We start from the raw sequence: 17,795 nt of genomic DNA, 5'->3' as shown, positions 1-17,795 counted from the left end.
CCGCTAAAGCTACGGTTTTCAAGCCCAATTAAGGGCTTGCGCCCGGATGGATTCTAGGCCGAGACGGCGTGGCGGAGCTCGCCATGGCGCTCGCGGAACAGCTTGTCCTCCCAGGCCAGCGCGTGCGCCGCGATGGTCTCGAGGTCCTCGTATTGCGGCTTCCAGTCGAGCAGGCCGCGGATGCGGCTGGTGTCGGCGACCATGGTCATGATGTCGCCGGGCCGGCGCGGGGCGTATTGCACGGCGAAGCTGCGGCCCGACACCCGCCGCACGGCGTCGATGGTTTCGAGCACCGAATAGCCGCGGCCATAGCCGCAGTTCAGCGTGGTCGAGGCGCCGCCGTTGCGCAAATAGGCGAGGGCGGAGCGATGCGCCTGCGACAGATCCGTCACGTGGATGAAGTCGCGGATGCAGCTGCCGTCCTGGGTCGGGTAGTCGGTGCCGAACACGTCGATCTTGGCGCGCTGGCCGGTCGCGGCTTCCACCGCGATCTTGAGCAGATGCGTGGCACCGACGGTGGCAAGCCCGATGCGGGCCTGCGGATCGGCACCCGCGACGTTGAAATAGCGCAGCGTCACGTACTGCATGCCGTAGGCGGCGGCGACGTCGTGCAGCATGATCTCCGTCATCAGCTTCGAGGAGCCGTAGGGCGACAGCGGCCGCGTCGGCGCGTGCTCGGGCACCGGCACCTGGTCCGGATTGCCGTAGACGGCGGCGGTCGAGGAGAAGATGAAGCGGCTGATGCCGCGCTTCACCGCGACGTTGAGCAGATTGCGCGCGGTCATGAAATTGTTGCGGTAGTAGCCGAGTGGGTCGCGCATCGAATCCGGCACGACCACGGAGCCGGCGAAATGGATGATGCTCTCGATGTTGTGCTGGGCGATCACGCCCTCGAGCAGGTTCTCATCGCCGGCATCGCCGATGAACAGCGGCACGCCCTCGGGCAGATAAGCGGAGAAACCGGTGGAGAGATCGTCGATCACGACGACGTCCTCGCCGGCTTCCGCCAGCGCCAGGACCGTGTGACTTCCGATATAGCCGGCGCCGCCGGTGACTAGCACAGTCATGATCTCACCCGTCTTCGATCAACGCACCAAGTTAACGTTTGCGCGGTGAAGAGGGGGTTTCGGGCCGGCTGAACTGGTCACTATGCTTAATGTTGCGTATAGGACTTTGCGAAACGGAGCATGACGTGGCGAATTTCCCGGGCGATCTGCAAGTGATCGTGCCAAATCTGCACAGGCGCTATTCCGGGGTCACCGCGACCAACCGGATGGTGGCGCCGCGGCTGGCAAAACTCTATCGCGCCGCGTGGTTCGGATCGGACGCGCCGGAGGGGATTGCGCGGCTGGGCGTCGCCGATGTCCTGAAGCTATGGCGCCGCAAGTCGCCCCTGATCTGGCATGCGCGCCGCAACAACGAGATGATCGCGGGCGTTTTGCTACGCGCGCTCGGCTGGCCACTCAAGCTGGTGTTCACCTCCGCGGCGCAGCGGCATCACAGCTGGATCACGCGCTGGCTGATCCGGCAGATGGACGCGATCATCGCGACATCGGACAGCTCGGCCTCGTTCCTCAAAGTCAAAGCGACGGTGATCCCGCACGGCGTCGACACCGACGTCTATGCGCCGCCGGTCGATCGCGCCGCGGCGTTCGCGGAAGCCGCGCTGCCCGGCCGTTATGCCATCGGCTGCTTCGGCCGCGTGCGTGCGCAGAAGGGCACCGATGTGTTCGTCGATGCGATGTGCCGATTGCTGCCGCGCTATCCGGATTTCACGGCCGTGATCGTCGGACAAGTCACGGCCGAGCAGACGCCCTTCGCCAACGATCTGAAGAAGCGCATCGCGGCAGCCGGCCTGCAATCGCGCATCGTCATCACCGGCGAGCTGCCGATCGAAGACGTGCAGCGCTGGTATCAGCGGCTGACGATCTACGCCTTCACCTCGCGCAACGAAGGCTTTGGCCTGACGCTGATCGAGGCGATGGCGGCCGGCAGCGCGCTGGTCGCCGCCCGCGCTGGAGCTGCCGAGCTCGCGGTCGAGGACGGCGTGAGCGGCGCGTTGATCCCGACCGGTGATGCGGAGGCGCTGGCTGTAGCGCTCGAGCCGCTGATGCGCGACGTGGCTCTGGCGACCACGATGGGCGAGCAGGGGCGGGCGCGGGTGCTCGCCAAGTTCAGCCTCGATGCCGAGGCGGCGCGGATCGGCGAGGTCTATCGTCCGTTGCTCTGATTGAGCGCGGACAAAAACGTGAAAACAACCCCATGCACAGTAGCGCGTGCCGGCGGCATCAATAGCTCGTCAGTGCTGGGGTAATACGATTGCTGATTTTACGAAATTTATTTGACTCGTCGGGCAAAACACCTTTAGACAGTCATGATCGCAAAAGTTGTGTGCCGTCGGGCACCTCTCGCGCTCATGCTGCGGGCAGAGACTTTGTTCCCGTCTTGGGAATTTGAATTGATCCCATTTTGGGAACGTGCTGTGGCAATGAACGTAATTGCTTGAAGGGCACTCAGGGCCTTCTGGGAGGGATACCCCCAGCGGAGACGCCGCTGGGTACTTGGTACGAAATCGTTTCCAAGGGGGACTGGAAGAGCCCGGCAGACCTCAAACAGGCATTTGGAAACAACGTGGACTTTGTTGGAGACAACAGAGCTATCTTCGACATCGGCGGCAAAGAGTATCGCCTAGTGGTTCATTTCTCCTACAAGTTCAAAAAGGCCCTCATCAAGTTTGTCGGCACGCACGAAGAGTACGACGGAATAGACGCGGAGACGGTGTGATGATGGACGTAAGGCCCCTTCACAATGAACACGACTATGACTGGGCGATCCGCGAAGTATCTCGTTATTTCGAGGTCGAGCCAACGCCCGGCACGCCCGACGGTGATCGATTCGAAGTTTTGTCGTCGCTCATCAAGGAGTACGAAGACAATCACTTCGCAACCACTCACGGCGATCCAGTCGACGTTCTCCATTTCGCAATCGAGTCCATGGGACGATCGCAAGCCGAATTGGCGGCTCTGATTGGACGCAATCGGGCATCCGAAATCTTGAATCGCGTCCGTCCACTGACATTGGAAATGATCCGCACCATTGCCAAGGAATGGAGCATTCCAATTGGTGCTCTGACAGCTCAATATGAGCTTGGGCGCGCATATGGCTAGTCGGGTGCGCTGACTGGGCCACTCAAGCTACTGATCACCTCAGCCACGAACGCATCGAGGTCGCCGCCTTCGAAGAGAAAGCCCGGCAGTCCAAGCGCCTTGCCGGCCTCGAGATCCCTCGGCTGATCGCCGATGACGAAACTGCCGTCGAGCTGCACCGGCCAGTGCTGGATGAGATCGCGCAACATGCCGGGCGCCGGCTTGCGCCAGTCGTGCTCCTTGCTGTAGCCGGCGACCGTTCCCTGCGGATGATACGGACAGAAGCGGATGTCATCGATGCCTGCGCCGTCGCGCGCGAGCTCGTCGCGCATCCAGCCGTGCAATGCGTTCACATCGGCTTCGCTGTAGAGGCCGCGCGCGACGCCGGACTGGTTGGTGAAGACGAACACCCAATAGCCGGCTTCGTTGAGGCGGCGAATGGCCCTGGCGACGTTTTCCGTCCAACGGATGCGATCTCGCGTGCCGATATAGCCATCGTCGAGGTTGATGACGCCGTCGCGATCGAGGAATGCGGCGGGCTTCGCCGCGCGGCCGTCAGACATTTGCACGTCCTTGCGTCCTTGCCAGCACGTCTCTTGCGATCTCGACGACCTCCGACGCCGCGATATCCCGCATGCAGCGGTGGTCGTTCATTTTGCAGATCGTGCTCTGGCAGGGCTGGCAGGCGAGCACGCTCTTGGTCTGCACCACGGTCGCGGCGAGGCCGTTGAGCGGGGCCCAGAGATAGGGGCTGGTCGGGCCGAAGATGCCCATGGTGGGCGTGTCGAGCGCGGCCGCGATATGCATCAGGCCCGAATCGTTCGAGATCGCGACACCGGCCGCGCCCATGGCGAGAACGCCGTTGCGCAGATCGTTGCCGGTGAGGTCGCGGACGCGCTGGCCACCGGCCGCGACGATCTCCTGGGCGAGGCCCTTTTCCGCGGGACCGCCGACCACCCAGACCTCGAGCCCGCGCTCGACCAGCAGGCGGGCGGCCTCCGGATAATAGGTCCAGCGTTTCGACACACCGACCGAGCCTGGCGCGAGCGCCACGGCGGCTCCGGCGCTGAGGCCGTTGGCCTGGCGCCAGCGGGCGATCTCGTCAGCCGGGACCCGCAATTGCGGAACCGGCCATTCCGGCGGCAGGGGCGCGCCGTCGGGCTGGGCCAGCGCGGCGTTCTTGTCGATGAAGCGGGGCAGCTTCTTCTCGCCCCAGCGCCAGCGGTTGAGCAGGCCGAACCGGAACTCGCCGACGAAGCCGACCCGTTCCGGGATGCCGGCCAGCGCCGGCGCAATGGCCGCCTTCCAGGTCCGCGGCAGCACAAGGGCGGTGCCGTAGTTCCGCTCACGCAGGAACCGGGCGAGGCCAAGCTGGCGCCCGACGGCAAGGCGGCTGCGGGGCAGGTCCCAGACGAGCCCAGCGCGCACGCCGGGCATGTAGTCGACCAGGGGGGCGCACAGGGACGTGGTCAGGAGATCGACCGGCCGATTCGGCCAGCGCTCCTTCAGCACACGCACGACGGTGTGATTCCGGACGAAATCGCCGATCCACATATAAGGGACGATCAGGATCGGGCTTGTGTCGCTCCGATCCTCATTTCCGCCAAATTGCGAATCGTTGTTCATTCGTTAATTGTGCCGCGGGCGCCCTGATGTGGCGGTTCGGTTAGCCGCTCCCGGCCGGCAGGTAAAGCGGGCAGAAGCGCGAGCCCCGAGCGTCAGGCCCAAAATGCTTACACTTTGGTAGATGATGCGCTAGGGCAGGTATCGGGCCGCGAAGATCGGGCAGGGTGGTTGGAATGTTGCTGGTGACCGGCGGAGCCGGTTTTATCGGATCGAATGTCGTGGCCGCGCTCAACGAGGCGGGCCGCAGCGACGTCGTGATCTGCGATCTCCTGGGCAGCGACGGCAAATGGCGCAATCTCGCCAAGCGGCAGCTTGTGGATATCGTTCCACCGGCCGAGCTTGCCGACTGGCTGAAGGGGCGCAAGTTAGATGCCGTGATCCATCTCGGGGCGATTTCCGAGACCACCGCGACCGACGGCGATCTCGTGATCGAGACCAATTTCCGCTTCTCGATGCGCCTGCTCGACTGGTGCACGGCCAATGCGGCGCCGTTGATCTACGCTTCGTCGGCGGCGACCTATGGTGACGGCGCGGAGGGTTTTGACGACGATGCCTCGCTGCCGGCGCTGAAGAAACTGCGGCCGATGAATCTCTACGGCTGGAGCAAGCAGCTGTTCGATCTCGCCGTCGCCGAGCGCGTAGCGAACGGCGATCCGCTGCCGCCGCAATGGGCGGGCCTGAAATTCTTCAACGTGTTCGGCCCGAACGAATACCACAAGGGCACGATGATGAGCGTGCTGGCGCGTCGCTTCGACGACGTCAAGGCGGGCCGCGTTGTGCAGCTGTTCAAGTCGCATCGCGACGGCATCGCCGACGGCGACCAGCGTCGCGATTTCATCTATGTCGACGACGTCGTGCGCGTGATCCTGTGGCTGCTGGCGACGCCTGCGGTGTCGGGGCTATTCAATGTCGGCACCGGCAAGGCGCGGAGCTTCAAGGATCTGATGCTCGCGACCTATGCTGCGCTCGGTACGAAGGCCAACATCGAATACATTGACATGCCCGAGCAGATCCGCGGCAGCTATCAATATTTCACCGAGAGCAAGGTCGATCGTCTCCACCGCGCCGGCTATAACGGCGGCTTCACGACGCTCGAAGACGCAGTGAAGGCCTTTGTCGGGGACTATCTCGACCGGCCCGACCGTTTCCGATAAGGCCCCAAGGATCTGAGGCCCAATGACCATGCCGACGCCCATTCTCGATTTCGATGCCCTCGCGCAAGCCATCTCCGGCCGCACGGTGCTTTGCATCGGCGACATCATGCTGGACGAGTTCGTCTACGGCGAGGTGTCGCGGATTTCGCCGGAAGCGCCGACGCCCGTCATCGCGGCCCAGCGCAGCGAGATCCATATCGGCGGTGCCGGCAACGTCGCGCGCAATATCGCTTCGCTCGGTGCGCGCTGCATCTTCGTCGGCCTCGTCGGCGAGGACGATGCGGGAGCGCGACTCAAGGCCGCGCTGGCGGACCATGCCGGCATCGACAGCGCGCTGGTGTGCGATCCGTCGCGGCCGACCACGCGAAAGGTGCGCTTCGTCTCCGAGCATTTCTCCACGCATATGCTGCGCGCGGATTGGGAGCAGGCGGTAGCGGCCTCCGACGAGGTCGAGACGAAGCTGATCGAGGCGATCGTGCCGCAGATCGCGCGCGCCGATATCGTGCTGCTGTCCGACTACGCCAAGGGCGTGCTGACCGCGCGCGTGATCCGCCATACCATCGACGCCGCGCGAAAGCTCGGCAAGCCCGTGATCGTCGATCCCAAGAGCCTGAACTGGGCGATCTATCGCGGCGCCACGCTGCTCACGCCCAACCGCAAGGAATTCTCGGAAGCCACCCGCAGCCGTGCCGACACGCCGCAGAGCATCGTCGATGCCAGCGAGGACGTGATGCGGCTCGCCGATTGCGAGGCGATCCTGGTCACGCAGGGCGAGCACGGCATGACGCTGGTGCCGCGCAAGGGCGAGGCCGTCCATGTTCCGGCTTTCCCGGTGAAGGTGCGCGACGTCTCCGGCGCCGGCGACACCGTCGCCGCCGCGCTCGCGGTCTCGCGCGCGGCGGGGGCGGATTGGGATACGGCGCTGCGCATGGCGAGTGCGGCGGCCGCGGTCGCGGTCGGCAAGCAGGGCACCGCCAGCGTGAGCGCCGACGAGCTGCGGCGAAAGATCCTGCCGCATGCCTATCTCGCGGCCGAGGAGAAGGTCGTGAGCGCGCCCGGCGCGCTCGAGGCCCAGCTCGCCGAGTGGAAGGGCGAGGGGCTGCGCGTCGGCTTCACCAATGGCTGCTTCGACATCCTGCATCCCGGCCACGTCAAGGTTCTGACCGCGGCGCGCGCCGCCTGCGACCGGCTGATCGTCGGTCTCAACAGCGACGCCTCGGTGCGGCGGCTGAAGGGCGCGGATCGCCCGGTCCAGGACGAGCGCGCGCGTGCCGAAGTGCTCGCCGCACTCGAAGCCGTCGATCTCGTCGTGATCTTCGAGCAGGACACGCCGATCGACCTGATCACGCGCATCACGCCGAGCGTCCTGGTGAAGGGCGGCGATTACACCCGCGAGCAGGTGGTCGGCCACGAGGTCGTCGAAGCCGCCGGCGGGGTGGTCGTGCTGGTCGACATCCTCAAGGGCTTCAGCACGACCGCGCTGGTTCATCGCGCGCGCGGAGAGACGAAGTGACGGCGCTCGCGCGGGAGACGACCCTCCAGATGCTGGGGCGGCGCATTCGAAGCCCGGCGGCCTGGGGCGAGACGGTCGACCTGTTCGCGATCCTGACCGTGGCCTCGCTGCCCTGGTCGACGTCGCTCGTGGCGATCTTCAACGCCGCGTTCCTGGTCTGCATGGTGCCGTTTCTCGATGTCCATGCATTCATGCAATCGCTGAAGCGTCCGATCTCTGCGGCGCCGATCGCGCTGTTCCTGCTGGCGCTGGTGGGAACGCTGTGGTCGGACGCGGCCTGGGGCGCGCGCCTCTATGCCGTGGGGCCGACCGTCAAGCTGCTCGTGCTTCCCGTCCTGCTCTATCATTTCGAGCGCTCCCCGCGCGGGCACTGGGTGTTTCTTGCCTTCCTCGCCTCCTGTGCGTTTCTGTCGGTGATGTCCTGGCTGGTCGCCTTTTACCCGCACCTCTCGATCAAACCCGGCAATGTCGAGCGCGGCATCTTTGTAAAGAACTACATCGACCAGAGCCAGGAATTCACCTTGTGCGCTGTCGCGCTTGCATACCCGATCGTGCGCGTGCTGCGCGCGAAGCGGTACTGGCTGGCCGCGCTACTCACATCGCTAGCGCTCAGCTTCTTCGCCAACATGGCCTTCGTCGTGGTGTCGCGCACTGCGCTCGTCACCGTTCCGATCATGCTCGCCGTGTTCGCATTGCTGCATCTGAACTGGCGCAGCGTCCTTATCGCTTCGGCTGCAATCGCTGCTGGCGCGCTGCTCGCCTGGCAGGCCTCGCCGCAGTTGCGAAAGACGGCCGATACGTTTGCGAGCGACTACTCGCGCTACGTAGAGAAGGGCGAGTCTACCTCGGCCGGGCTGCGGCTCGAATTCTGGCGAAAGTCCCTCGGCTTTTTCGCGGAGGCGCCGATTAGGGGCCACGGCACGGGCTCGACGCGTGGGCTATTCGAGCAGGTCGTGACTGGCAACAACGACCAAGCCTCCCACGCGGTGATCGGCAATCCGCACAATCAGACCCTGTACGTGGCCGTGCAGTGGGGCATCATCGGCGTGGTCATCCTCTACACAATTTGGTTCGCGCATCTCTGGCTATTTCGTGGCGATGGACTTGCCAACTGGATCGGCCTATTGGTCGTCGCGCAGAACGTCTTTACCTCGCTATTCAACTCCCACCTGTTCGATTTCCACGAGGGCTGGATGTACGTCCTCGGCGTCGGCGTTGCCGGCGGCATGGTCGCCAGAGTGCGGCGCGAGGCGCCGACGCCGGAAGAAGGCCGTTCCTGATCCACGCCGATGCTGGCAAGTCGCGGCCAGATGAGCTATCAGCGCAGTCGGGCCTCAAATCAAACTGGATATGCACCGGTCGGCGGATGACGCGTTTTTCGCATCTCACCTTGCGCAATTTCTTGATCGCGCTCCACGACCTGCTGGCCACCGCGGCGGCGCTGTTCGCCGCCTTCTACCTGCGCTTCGAGGGTGGGGAGGGCTTTTACGAGCGCCTGCCGCTCTTGCTCCAGATCCTGCCCTATTTCCTCGCCTTCAGCGTGGTAGTGTTCTTCATCTTCAACCTAACCACGACAAAGTGGCGTTTCATCTCGCTGCCGGACGCGCTGAATGTCATCCGCGTCGCGACCGTGCTGACGGTGGCGCTGCTCGTGCTCGACTACATCTTCGTCGCCCCCAACGTCCGCGGCAGCTTCTTCCTCGGCAAGGTGACCATCGTTCTCTATTGGTTTCTGGAAGTTTCAGCGCTGAGCGCACTGCGGTTTGCCTATCGCTATTTCCGCTACACCCGCGTGCTACATCACGCTAGGAGCGGGGATGCCGCGCCTACCCTTTTAGTCGGGCGTGCCGCTGACGCCGAGGTCGTTCTGCGTGGGATCGAGAGCGGCGCGATCAAGCATCTGCGCCCGATCGGTGTGTTGTCGCCGTCACGGTCCGATCTCGGGCAGTTCATCCGCAACGTGCCCGTCGTCGGCGGCCTCGACGACATCGAAGACGTGATCAACGATTTCGGCAAGCGCAACAAGCCGATCTCCCGGGTGATCATGACGCCGTCTGCGTTCGAGCCGGACGCGCATCCGGAGTCCGTGCTGATGCGGTCGCGGCGGCTCGGGCTGATCGTCAGTCGCCTGCCTTCGCTCGAGGGCGGCGACACGCCGCGGCTGACCTCGGTCGCGGTCGAGGATTTGCTGCTACGTCCGAGCGAAAAGATCGACTATGCGCGGCTGGAGGCACTGATCAAGAACAAGGCCGTGATCGTCACCGGCGGCGGCGGCTCAATCGGGGCGGAGATCTGCGAGCGCGTGGTCGCGTTCGGCGCCGCCCGGCTTCTGGTCATCGAGAATTCGGAACCAGCGCTCTACTCGGTGACCGAGGCGCTCGCGGTCCTCGAAAGCAGCGCCGAGATCGATGGACGCATCGCCGACATCCGCGACCGCACCCGCATCATGCACCTGATGAGCGAGTTCAAGCCAGACATCGTGTTCCATGCCGCGGCGCTCAAACACGTTCCGATCTTGGAACGGGACTGGAGCGAGGGCGTCAAGACCAACATATTCGGCTCGCTCAACGTCGCCGATGCGGCGCTAGCGGCTGGCGCCGAGGCTATGGTGATGATCTCGACCGACAAGGCGATCGAGCCGGTCTCGATGCTCGGCCTGACCAAGCGTTTCGCCGAGATGTACTGCCAGGCGCTCGACCACGACCTCGCGGTTCAAGCCATCGGCGGCAAGCCGCCGATGCGTCTGATTTCGGTCCGGTTCGGCAACGTGCTGGCCTCGAACGGATCGGTGGTACCGAAGTTCAAGGCGCAGATCGAAGCGGGTGGCCCCGTGACGGTGACGCATCCGGATATGGTCCGCTATTTCATGACGATCCGCGAAGCTTGCGATCTCGTCATCACGGCCGCGACCCATGCGCTCGCGACCGAGCGGCAAAGCGTGTCGGTCTATGTGCTCAACATGGGCCAGCCGGTGAAGATCGTCGATCTCGCCGAACGCATGATCCGCCTCTCGGGCCTGCAGCCCGGCCATGACATCGAGATCGTGTTCAGCGGTGTGCGGCCCGGCGAACGGCTCAACGAGATCCTGTTCGCTTCTGAGGAGCCGGCTGTCGAGATCGGCATCGCCGGCATCATGGCCGCCAAGCCGAACGAGCCGCCGATGCAAGCGTTGCGCAAATGGATCTCAGCGCTCGAAGACGCCATCGCGCGCGACGATCCGAATGCGATCCGGACGATCCTGAAGGATGTTGTTCCGGAGTTCGCGATCAACGCGGCGTCGTAAGGCGCAAAGCGCCGTCCGGTCGCTGAGGCCGGTTAATCACAGATATTCCGGCGGGGTGGAGGCTCCGCTCCGCAACTACGTTTCCACCAGCATCCGAGGTTCAGGAAATGAGCGCGCTCGTCAGGGGGCTCGCTCGCGTAGTCAGCCCCAGCACGCACTCCGAGAAACTGACACTCATCGCGATCTGCAGTGGATTGGATTGCTGATATCACTGCTGCCATGACCTTCGGGATCGATTTGGGCGCCTTGTTCGCAGAGGCTCTCTGACAGTGGGACGGGCGCCGTCTCAATCGCGTGTGGACGAAAACGGTCGAGGTCGAAGCTGAAAGATCCGTCTGATGAAGCGCAGAAAGAACGCGGCGTCGATCAGCGGCGCGTTAAGATGTTCCCGGCGGGAGCGGAGGCATTCGAGATTAGCCCGCAGCGTGAGGCGCCAGCTACTCGTGCTGATTCCGCCCATCTGGAAATCGGCAAGCACGCGCGAGAGATATTTGATCCTGAAGTCGTTCAACGCCATCGCGCGCAGCATGTAGTCGTAGTCGGCAGTGGTGACGTGACTGGTGTCGTAGTCACCGACTTTCTCCGCGACTTCTCTTCGAATGTAGAAGGTAGGATGGGGCGGGACCCAGCCAAGCTGGAACGCGCATGGGTGGAACTGTCCGCCACGCCAGACACGAACCAGCGTCTTGGTGCGATGATCGGTGACCATGTCGAGATCGCCGTAGACGATGTCTGAATTTTCTAGCGCAACCGCGATTGCCGCCATCGCGGTGCTGTCGTGGAAGGTGTCGTCCGAATTAAGAAAGCCGATCGCATCGCCCGTAAACTGGTGCAAGCCCTTGTTCATTGCGTCGTAAATGCCGTTGTCAAGTTCGGAGATTACGCGAATCGCGCTCGAGCCGAACGACTCCACAATTCTGAGCGTCGAATCTCTGGAGACGCCGTCAATGACCAGCATCTCCTTGTCGGGATGCGTCTGTTCCAGGAAGGACGCGATGGTCGCGCCGATCGTCGCCTCGGAGTTGAAGCTGGCTGTGATGACGCTGATCTTCATGCCCGGGTCCGTCAAGGCCTATGAATGTTCATTCACGCGGCTCGATCGATTCTGATCTTTGCGCCGCCTTCTCGGCGCTGAAGATCCAGACCAGACCGCCAATCGCACCGACGATAAACAGGACTGCGCCGAACAGCAGCGAGACGTTAACTCCTTCATGGGCCGCGAGGCCGGCGAAGCCGAAAGCCAGGCCCATCGTCGCCTCGCGCACGCCCCAGCCCGCAATCGAGATCGGCACGAAGGTGATCAGCATGACCGGTGGAATCAGCAGAAAAACGTCACCGAACAAAACCGGCGCTGAGATCGACTGAACGACGCACCAGGCCATCACCACTGCCAGCACGTGAATGGCGATCGACAGGACCGCGACATAGAACCAGCGCGTTGGGTGGAAGATCACCCGATTGGCGATCACGGCACAGGCGTGCACGTGGTGGGTGGCCCACCAGGTCTTCAGCCACGGCCACGGCAGGATACCGAAGATCATGAAGCTGACGCCGCCGGCTAGCGCCGCGAGATCGAGCAGAAGCAGCGCCGAACGCCCGTGCGGATCGGCGATGAGGCTGTAGCTCCAGGGTAGGCTCGCGACGATGAGGACTGCGAGCGCAATCAGCCCAATCGCGCGATCGACGAAGATCGAATAGGTCGCCGCACGCCAGCCAGCGCCAGCGCGCGCGACCATCCACAGGCGCACGGCATCGCCGCCGATAGCGGACGGCAGGGTCTGGTTGAAGAACGAGCCGATCACGTTGTAGCGCATGGCCCGGCTGATCCCGAGCGGCGCGCCACATGCGGCACTGACCTCGCGCCAGCGCAACACACCGACGAAGATCTGAAAGAACGTGACCGCGATCGCCATGCCGATCCAGAACAGGCTGGACACGGTGAATCGCGAGAACAGCTCGGTCAGATCGACCTTGCGTAGCGCCAGATAGAGCAGCGCTGCAGAGATCAGGATTTTGGCCGTCGACAGCAGGATTCGGCGCATCTCGCCCGCTTGAACAGGGTTTCGGGGCAACCCGACGCGAGGCGCCGAATTCGGCCGCTTTGGTATGGTTTTGGCGCCGATCTTGCAATAGCTATCACGAAGGGCGGCGGTCTATTGCGCCCCCTTGATACCGGCCAGAGAAACTTTACGGGCTGGCTTCAGGGATTGCTCGGGATCGCTTGGGAACAGGATGACGGATCAGGCGATTTTGGTGACGGGTGCCGCCGGTTTCATCGGCTTTCACGTCGCCCGGCAGCTCCTGGCCGAGGGGCGGCCCGTGGTCGGGCTCGACAATCTCAACAGCTATTACGATCCAGCGTTGAAACAGGCGCGCCTTTCGCTGCTCGGCAACGAATCCCGTTTCTCTTTTGTCCAGGCTGATCTCGCCGATCGCGAGACGATGGCGGCGCTGTTTGCGCGGCATCGCTTTCCAGAGGTCGTGCATCTCGCCGCCCAGGCCGGCGTGCGCCACTCGATCGAGCATCCGCAGAGCTACGCCGATTCCAATCTGCAGGGTTTTCTCAATCTGCTCGAGGGCTGCCGGACGTGCGGCTGTCGCCATCTCGTCTACGCCTCGTCATCGTCCGTTTACGGCGCCAACACTAAACTGCCGTTTTCCGTGCAGGACCGGACCGATCATCCCGTGAGCTTCTACGCCGCGACCAAGAAGGCCAACGAGGTGATGGCGCAGTCCTACAGTCATCTCTACCGGCTGCCGGTCACGGGCTTGCGCTTTTTCACGATCTATGGCCCGTGGGGACGGCCTGATATGGCCATGTTTCTGTTTGTAAACGCCATCATGGCGGGCCAGCCGATCCGGCTCTTTAACCACGGCAAGATGCGCCGCGACTTCACCTATATTGACGACGTGACCCGTGTAGTGTCCAAGCTGATCGATCTTGTGCCTGCGGACAATCCGGCTGCCGCAAATGCGCCGTCTCGGGTCTACAATGTCGGAAATCACCGCCCCGAAGAGCTGATGCATGTCGTCGGACTTCTGGAGCGGGAGCTGGGTCGGACGGCGGTCAAAGAATTGCTGCCGATGCAGCCGGGAGATGTGGTGGAAACGTTCGCGGATGTCGAGGATTTGATGCGCGACACCGGCTTTGCACCGTCAACGCCGATCGAGCACGGGGTCCACAATTTTGTCACCTGGTATCGCGACCACTACAAGGTTTGAAATGACGATGGACAAACGCATTATCCCCCTGATCATGTGCGGCGGCGCCGGCACGCGGCTGTGGCCGGCTTCGCGCGAGGTGCGCCCAAAACAGTTCCTGCCGCTGTTCGGCGCGCGCTCGACCTTCCAGGACACGCTGCTGCGCGTCTCGGAGGCTTCGCTGTTCGATCGCCCCATCGTCATCACCAATGCGTCCTATCGCTTCATGGTGCTGGAGCAGCTGGTCGAGATCGGCATCGAGGCCGACGTGATCCTCGAGCCGATGCGGCGCGACTCCGGTCCCGCGATCGCCGCCGGCGCGGCGTTCGCGCAGAACCGCACCGGCGAAGCGATCGTGCTCGCGCTCGCCGCCGACCACGTGGTGCAGGACAATGCCGCCTTCGTCGCGGCGTGCCGCGAGGGCCTCACGGCCGCGAGCACCGGGCGCATCGTCACCTTCGGCGTCAAGCCGGAGCGGCCGGCAACCGAATACGGCTATATCAGCCCGGGCGAGGTGATCTCCGGCGAAGTCCACGCGGTCGCGCGCTTCGTCGAGAAGCCGGATGCCGTGAAGGCCGCCGACTACGTCAATTCGGGCTATCTCTGGAACAGCGGCAACTTCATGTTTCCCGCCTCCCTGCTGCTCGACGAATATCGCAAGGTCGATGCGGCGAGCGTGGAGGCGGTGTCCAATGCGGTCGCCAATGCCGGCCGTGATCTCGGCTTCGTCACGCTGGAGCCGCAGGCCTTTGGCGCGGCGAAGGCGATCTCGATCGACTATGCGGTGATGGAGAAGACCTCGCGCGCAGCCGTTGTGCCGGTGTCCTGCGGCTGGTCCGACGTCGGCTCCTGGCGTGCGGTGTGGGAATTGTCCGACAAGGATGCGCAGGGCAACTCCGCGCACGGCACCGCCGTGTTTGAGGATTCGCGCAACTGCAACGTCACGAGCGATCATGCGCTCGTCGCGCTCGAAGGCGTCGACGATCTCGTCGTCGTGGCAACCGCGGACGCGGTTCTCGTCTCGCGCCAGAAGGACGCCAACGGCCTCAAGCGCCTCGTGACCAAGCTCAAGGCGGTCGCGCCGAAGGTCACCGAGGAGCATCTCAAGGTGCATCGCCCCTGGGGCAGCTACCAGTCGGTCGACAATGGCGAGCGCCATCAGGTCAAGCGCATCGTGGTCAAGCCGGGCGGGCGGCTGTCGCTGCAGAAGCATCATCACCGCGCCGAGCACTGGATCGTGGTCCGTGGTGCGGCCCGCGTCACCGTGAACGAGACCGTGAAGACGGTGCACGAGAACGAGTCGATCTACATCCCGATGGGCGCCGTCCACCGGATGGAGAATCCCGGCAAGATCATGCTGGAACTGATCGAGGTCCAGACCGGCTCCTATCTCGGGGAGGACGACATCATCCGGATTGAAGACGACTATCAAAGGTCGTAACCAGCCAACTCCGAATCACGGAATCCGGGCCTGGAAAGCCCGCTTTGTGCGGCTTAAGGCCCGGAGAACGTGTAACTTTTTGAATCAAATCGTGTCCGGGCAGTTTGGCCGGCATTCGCCACAAATGTGGCACCCGTGCTAGAAGCGGCCCGGGGATTTGCGTTGAATCGGGGTTCGATCAGATGAGTTCCAAAGGGTCACAACCGGCAAAGGCCGGCTTGCGCGTCGGCGTCATTGGCGCGGGCGTGATGGGCAGCAACCATGCGCGCGTGCTGAGCGGTCTGCCCGGCGTCAGCCTGGTCGGCGTGGTCGATCCTTCGCCGGCGCATCGGACGCGCGCGACCGAACTCGCCAATTGCGCGAGCTTCGAGACGCTGGACCAGCTCCTGGCCGAAGGCGTCGATGCCGTCACCATCGCGGCGCCGACCCATCTGCATCACGAGGTTGCGCTCGCCTGCATCGCCAAGAACATTCACGTGCTGGTCGAGAAGCCGATCGCGTCCACGGTCGCCGAGGGCCGCGAGATCGTCGCCGCCGCGCAAAAGGCCGGCGTCACGCTGATGGTCGGCCATGTCGAGCGCTTCAATCCGGCGGTCGCCGCCGTCAAGCAGGCGATCGCGGGCGAGGACATTCTCTCGATCGCGATCACGCGCGTCGGTCCGTTCCCGCCGCGCATGTCCAATGTCGGCGTGGTCATCGATCTGGCCGTGCACGACATCGATCTGATCCGCTGGTTCACCGAATCCGACATCGTCGAGGTGCAGCCGCAGCTGTCGAGCGCGGTCGCCGAGCGCGAGGACATCGCGCTCTTGCAGTTCCGGACCGCCAACGGCGTGCTCGCGCACATCAACACCAACTGGCTGACGCCGTTCAAGGCGCGCAGCGTCACGGTCGCGACCCGCGACAAATACGTGATGGGCGATCTCCTGACGCGCCAGGTCACCGAATGCTTCGGCTTCAAGCCGGACGGCAGCTACTCGATGCGGCATCTGCCGGTCGGTCACGACGAGCCGCTCCGCGCCGAGCTGATCGCCTTCCTCAAGGCGGTGCGCAACGGCGAGACGCCGGCAGTCACCGGTGACGAGGGTGTCGCCAGCCTCGAGATCGCGACGCAGTGCCTCGAGACGCCGTCGCGGCCCGCAGCCACGTCGCCCGCCCGCAAGGGTCCGTGCCGCATCGCCGGCTAAAACCCTTTCCATGTCGACCGCTCAAAACCCGCAAGGCGCCAAGAACCAGGCGAAGAACCAGGCCATGAACCAGCATCTGCGTCCCGAACCCATTCCCTTCATCGACGTTGCCTCGCAGCGCACCCGGCTCGGTGCCTCGCTTGATGCCGCCGTGAAGCGCGTGATGGACCATTGCCAGTTCGTCAATGGACCCGAGGTCTTCGAACTCGAGAAGCAGCTCGCCGCCTATTGCGGCGCCAAGCACGTGGTGTCCTGTTCGAACGGCACGGATGCGCTTCTGATGGTGCTGATGGCGAAGAACGTCGGGCCCGGGGATGCCGTGCTGTGTCCTTCCTTCACCTTCATTGCAACCGCGTCGCCGGCGGCACGGACCGGAGCCACGCCGGTCTATGTCGATGTCGACGAGACGACCTTCAACATGAGCCCGGAGTCGCTCAAGCGCGGCATTGCGGCTGCGCGCAAGGCTGGCCTGAAGCCTGTCGCGGTGATCCCGGTCGATCTGTTCGGCCAGCCCGCCGACCACGATGCCATCGCCGAGATCGCACAGGCCGAAGGGCTGTTCGTGATCGATGACGCCGCGCAAGGTTTTGGCGCAAGCTACAAGGGTCGCAAGCTCGGCACCTTCGGGCTCGCCACCACGACCAGCTTCTTCCCGGCCAAGCCGCTCGGCTGCTTCGGCGACGGCGGCGCTATTCTCACCGATGACGACGAGCTGGCGGCGACGCTGCGCAGCATCCGCGTGCACGGGCAGGGCGTCGACAAATACGACAACGTCCGCCTCGGCCTGACCGGGCGGCTCGACACCATGCAGGCCGCGATCCTGATCGAGAAGCTGAAGATCTTCGACGACGAGATTGCCGCCCGCAACAAGGTCGCCGAGCGCTATGCGCGGGGCCTGTCCAACGTCGTGACCGTGCCGCGTCTGGCGCCGGGCAATACCTCGGTCTGGGCGCAGTACACGATCCGTCTCCCCGAGGGGACCGACCGCGATGGCTTCGCCGCCGCGCTGAAGGCCCAGGGCGTGCCGACCGCGATCTATTACGGCAAGTCGATGCACCAGCAGACCGCCTACAAGCAGTATCCGGTCGCCGACGGCGGCCTGCCTGCTTGCGAGAGCCTGTCGCAGGACGTCATCAGCCTGCCGATGCACGCCTATCTGACCGAAGCCGACCAGGAGCGGGTAATCGCGGCCGTGCGCGGCGCGCTGGCGAGCTGATTCGCCCTGATTTTGCAGCGAGCCGTCT

At 64.0% G+C, this 17,795-nt stretch carries 16 protein-coding genes; 11 read left to right on the top strand and 5 right to left on the bottom strand.

The window, feature by feature from the left end; all coding sequences use genetic code 11:
- Positions 1 to 53 precede the first annotated feature (53 nt).
- Positions 54 to 1,067, bottom strand: coding sequence for a UDP-glucose 4-epimerase GalE (galE, locus tag NLM31_RS29675; RefSeq protein WP_254194567.1), 1,014 nt, complete (start codon positions 1,065 to 1,067; stop codon positions 54 to 56).
- A 125-nt stretch (positions 1,068 to 1,192) separates the two neighbouring features.
- On the opposite strand from galE, the gene NLM31_RS29670 reads away from it, so the two are divergent.
- The 3 genes from NLM31_RS29670 (at position 1,193) to NLM31_RS29660 (ending at position 3,167) form a co-directional block, all read left to right on the top strand.
- Positions 1,193 to 2,230, top strand: coding sequence for a glycosyltransferase family 4 protein (locus tag NLM31_RS29670; RefSeq protein ID WP_254194566.1), 1,038 nt, complete (start codon positions 1,193 to 1,195; stop codon positions 2,228 to 2,230).
- Between the two features lie 272 nt (positions 2,231 to 2,502).
- Positions 2,503 to 2,784: a type II toxin-antitoxin system HigB family toxin gene (locus tag NLM31_RS29665; RefSeq protein ID WP_375167506.1), complete on the top strand. Its 282-nt coding sequence runs from the start codon at positions 2,503 to 2,505 to the stop codon at positions 2,782 to 2,784.
- A complete protein-coding gene (locus NLM31_RS29660) occupies positions 2,784 to 3,167 on the top strand; it encodes an XRE family transcriptional regulator (RefSeq protein WP_309143711.1) in 384 nt (127 codons plus the stop codon). The genes NLM31_RS29665 and NLM31_RS29660 overlap by 1 nt, the downstream gene beginning before the upstream one ends.
- Here the strand turns inward: NLM31_RS29660 and NLM31_RS29655 are convergent.
- Both NLM31_RS29655 and waaF read right to left on the bottom strand, forming a co-directional pair.
- Positions 3,164 to 3,709, bottom strand: a complete 546-nt coding sequence (locus tag NLM31_RS29655; RefSeq protein ID WP_254194565.1) for an HAD-IIIA family hydrolase — start codon at positions 3,707 to 3,709, stop codon at positions 3,164 to 3,166. The two genes, NLM31_RS29660 and NLM31_RS29655, sit on opposite strands and share 4 nt — an antisense overlap.
- Positions 3,702 to 4,772: a lipopolysaccharide heptosyltransferase II gene (waaF, locus tag NLM31_RS29650; RefSeq protein ID WP_254194564.1), complete on the bottom strand. Its 1,071-nt coding sequence runs from the start codon at positions 4,770 to 4,772 to the stop codon at positions 3,702 to 3,704. Before waaF ends, NLM31_RS29655 begins: the two co-directional genes overlap by 8 nt.
- Positions 4,773 to 4,945: 173 nt before the next feature.
- On the opposite strand from waaF, the gene rfaD reads away from it, so the two are divergent.
- The 4 genes from rfaD to NLM31_RS29630 all read left to right on the top strand — a co-directional run bounded on the left by rfaD (position 4,946) and on the right by NLM31_RS29630 (position 10,722).
- Positions 4,946 to 5,926 carry an ADP-glyceromanno-heptose 6-epimerase gene (rfaD, locus tag NLM31_RS29645; RefSeq protein ID WP_254194563.1) on the top strand — a complete coding sequence of 327 codons (981 nt, stop codon included), beginning with the start codon at positions 4,946 to 4,948 and terminating at the stop codon, positions 5,924 to 5,926.
- A 28-nt stretch (positions 5,927 to 5,954) separates the two neighbouring features.
- Positions 5,955 to 7,439 carry a D-glycero-beta-D-manno-heptose-7-phosphate kinase gene (gene rfaE1, locus NLM31_RS29640; protein ID WP_254196291.1) on the top strand — a complete coding sequence of 495 codons (1,485 nt, stop codon included), beginning with the start codon at positions 5,955 to 5,957 and terminating at the stop codon, positions 7,437 to 7,439.
- Complete coding sequence (locus NLM31_RS29635) at positions 7,436 to 8,719, top strand: O-antigen ligase (RefSeq protein ID WP_254194562.1); 1,284 nt, start codon at positions 7,436 to 7,438, stop codon at positions 8,717 to 8,719. The genes rfaE1 and NLM31_RS29635 overlap by 4 nt, the downstream gene beginning before the upstream one ends.
- Before the next feature lie 86 nt (positions 8,720 to 8,805).
- Complete coding sequence (locus NLM31_RS29630) at positions 8,806 to 10,722, top strand: nucleoside-diphosphate sugar epimerase/dehydratase (RefSeq protein WP_254194561.1); 1,917 nt, start codon at positions 8,806 to 8,808, stop codon at positions 10,720 to 10,722.
- Between the two features lie 286 nt (positions 10,723 to 11,008).
- Here the strand turns inward: NLM31_RS29630 and NLM31_RS29625 are convergent, their stop codons facing one another.
- Together NLM31_RS29625 and NLM31_RS29620 are read right to left on the bottom strand one after the other, a co-directional pair.
- Positions 11,009 to 11,776 (bottom strand): glycosyltransferase family 2 protein, encoded by a 768-nt coding sequence (locus NLM31_RS29625; RefSeq protein ID WP_254194560.1) that lies wholly within the window; start codon positions 11,774 to 11,776, stop codon positions 11,009 to 11,011.
- A gap of 28 nt (positions 11,777 to 11,804) precedes the next feature.
- On the bottom strand, positions 11,805 to 12,764 hold the full coding sequence (locus tag NLM31_RS29620) for a lysylphosphatidylglycerol synthase transmembrane domain-containing protein (protein WP_254194559.1): 960 nt from the start codon (positions 12,762 to 12,764) through the stop codon (positions 11,805 to 11,807).
- Between the two features lie 190 nt (positions 12,765 to 12,954).
- Here NLM31_RS29620 and NLM31_RS29615 point away from each other — a divergent pair, with 190 nt between their 5' ends.
- From NLM31_RS29615 to NLM31_RS29600, 4 genes are all read left to right on the top strand, one after another.
- Positions 12,955 to 13,944 (top strand): SDR family NAD(P)-dependent oxidoreductase, encoded by a 990-nt coding sequence (locus NLM31_RS29615; RefSeq protein ID WP_254132677.1) that lies wholly within the window; start codon positions 12,955 to 12,957, stop codon positions 13,942 to 13,944.
- Between the two features lie 7 nt (positions 13,945 to 13,951).
- Positions 13,952 to 15,364 (top strand): mannose-1-phosphate guanylyltransferase/mannose-6-phosphate isomerase, encoded by a 1,413-nt coding sequence (locus NLM31_RS29610; protein ID WP_254194558.1) that lies wholly within the window; start codon positions 13,952 to 13,954, stop codon positions 15,362 to 15,364.
- 182 nt (positions 15,365 to 15,546) lie between these two features.
- On the top strand, positions 15,547 to 16,551 hold the full coding sequence (locus NLM31_RS29605) for a Gfo/Idh/MocA family protein (RefSeq protein WP_254194557.1): 1,005 nt from the start codon (positions 15,547 to 15,549) through the stop codon (positions 16,549 to 16,551).
- A 64-nt stretch (positions 16,552 to 16,615) separates the two neighbouring features.
- Positions 16,616 to 17,767, top strand: a complete 1,152-nt coding sequence (locus NLM31_RS29600) for a DegT/DnrJ/EryC1/StrS aminotransferase family protein (protein WP_254196290.1) — start codon at positions 16,616 to 16,618, stop codon at positions 17,765 to 17,767.
- Positions 17,768 to 17,795 lie beyond the last annotated feature (28 nt).

The sequence above is a fragment of the Bradyrhizobium sp. CCGUVB4N genome (assembly GCF_024199945.1).
Taxonomy (GTDB): Bacteria; Pseudomonadota; Alphaproteobacteria; order Rhizobiales; family Xanthobacteraceae; genus Bradyrhizobium.
This window is presented reverse-complemented; position numbering and strand designations above follow the sequence as displayed.

What these genes read in the sequence shown, in the direction of transcription:
- NLM31_RS29630 (WP_254194561.1), top strand. Translation starts at nt 8,806, where the DNA reads ATGACGCGTTTTTCGCATCTCACCTTGCGCAATTTCTTGATCGCGCTC.
- NLM31_RS29600 (WP_254196290.1), top strand. Translation starts at nt 16,616, where the DNA reads ATGAACCAGCATCTGCGTCCCGAACCCATTCCCTTCATCGACGTTGCC.
- galE (WP_254194567.1), bottom strand. Translation starts at nt 1,067, where the DNA reads ATGACTGTGCTAGTCACCGGCGGCGCCGGCTATATCGGAAGTCACACG.
- NLM31_RS29605 (WP_254194557.1), top strand. Translation starts at nt 15,547, where the DNA reads ATGAGTTCCAAAGGGTCACAACCGGCAAAGGCCGGCTTGCGCGTCGGC.
- NLM31_RS29610 (WP_254194558.1), top strand. Translation starts at nt 13,952, where the DNA reads ATGGACAAACGCATTATCCCCCTGATCATGTGCGGCGGCGCCGGCACG.
- waaF (WP_254194564.1), bottom strand. Translation starts at nt 4,772, where the DNA reads ATGAACAACGATTCGCAATTTGGCGGAAATGAGGATCGGAGCGACACA.
- NLM31_RS29615 (WP_254132677.1), top strand. Translation starts at nt 12,955, where the DNA reads ATGACGGATCAGGCGATTTTGGTGACGGGTGCCGCCGGTTTCATCGGC.
- rfaD (WP_254194563.1), top strand. Translation starts at nt 4,946, where the DNA reads ATGTTGCTGGTGACCGGCGGAGCCGGTTTTATCGGATCGAATGTCGTG.
- NLM31_RS29620 (WP_254194559.1), bottom strand. Translation starts at nt 12,764, where the DNA reads ATGCGCCGAATCCTGCTGTCGACGGCCAAAATCCTGATCTCTGCAGCG.
- NLM31_RS29655 (WP_254194565.1), bottom strand. Translation starts at nt 3,709, where the DNA reads ATGTCTGACGGCCGCGCGGCGAAGCCCGCCGCATTCCTCGATCGCGAC.
- NLM31_RS29625 (WP_254194560.1), bottom strand. Translation starts at nt 11,776, where the DNA reads ATGAAGATCAGCGTCATCACAGCCAGCTTCAACTCCGAGGCGACGATC.
- NLM31_RS29660 (WP_309143711.1), top strand. Translation starts at nt 2,784, where the DNA reads ATGATGGACGTAAGGCCCCTTCACAATGAACACGACTATGACTGGGCG.
- rfaE1 (WP_254196291.1), top strand. Translation starts at nt 5,955, where the DNA reads ATGCCGACGCCCATTCTCGATTTCGATGCCCTCGCGCAAGCCATCTCC.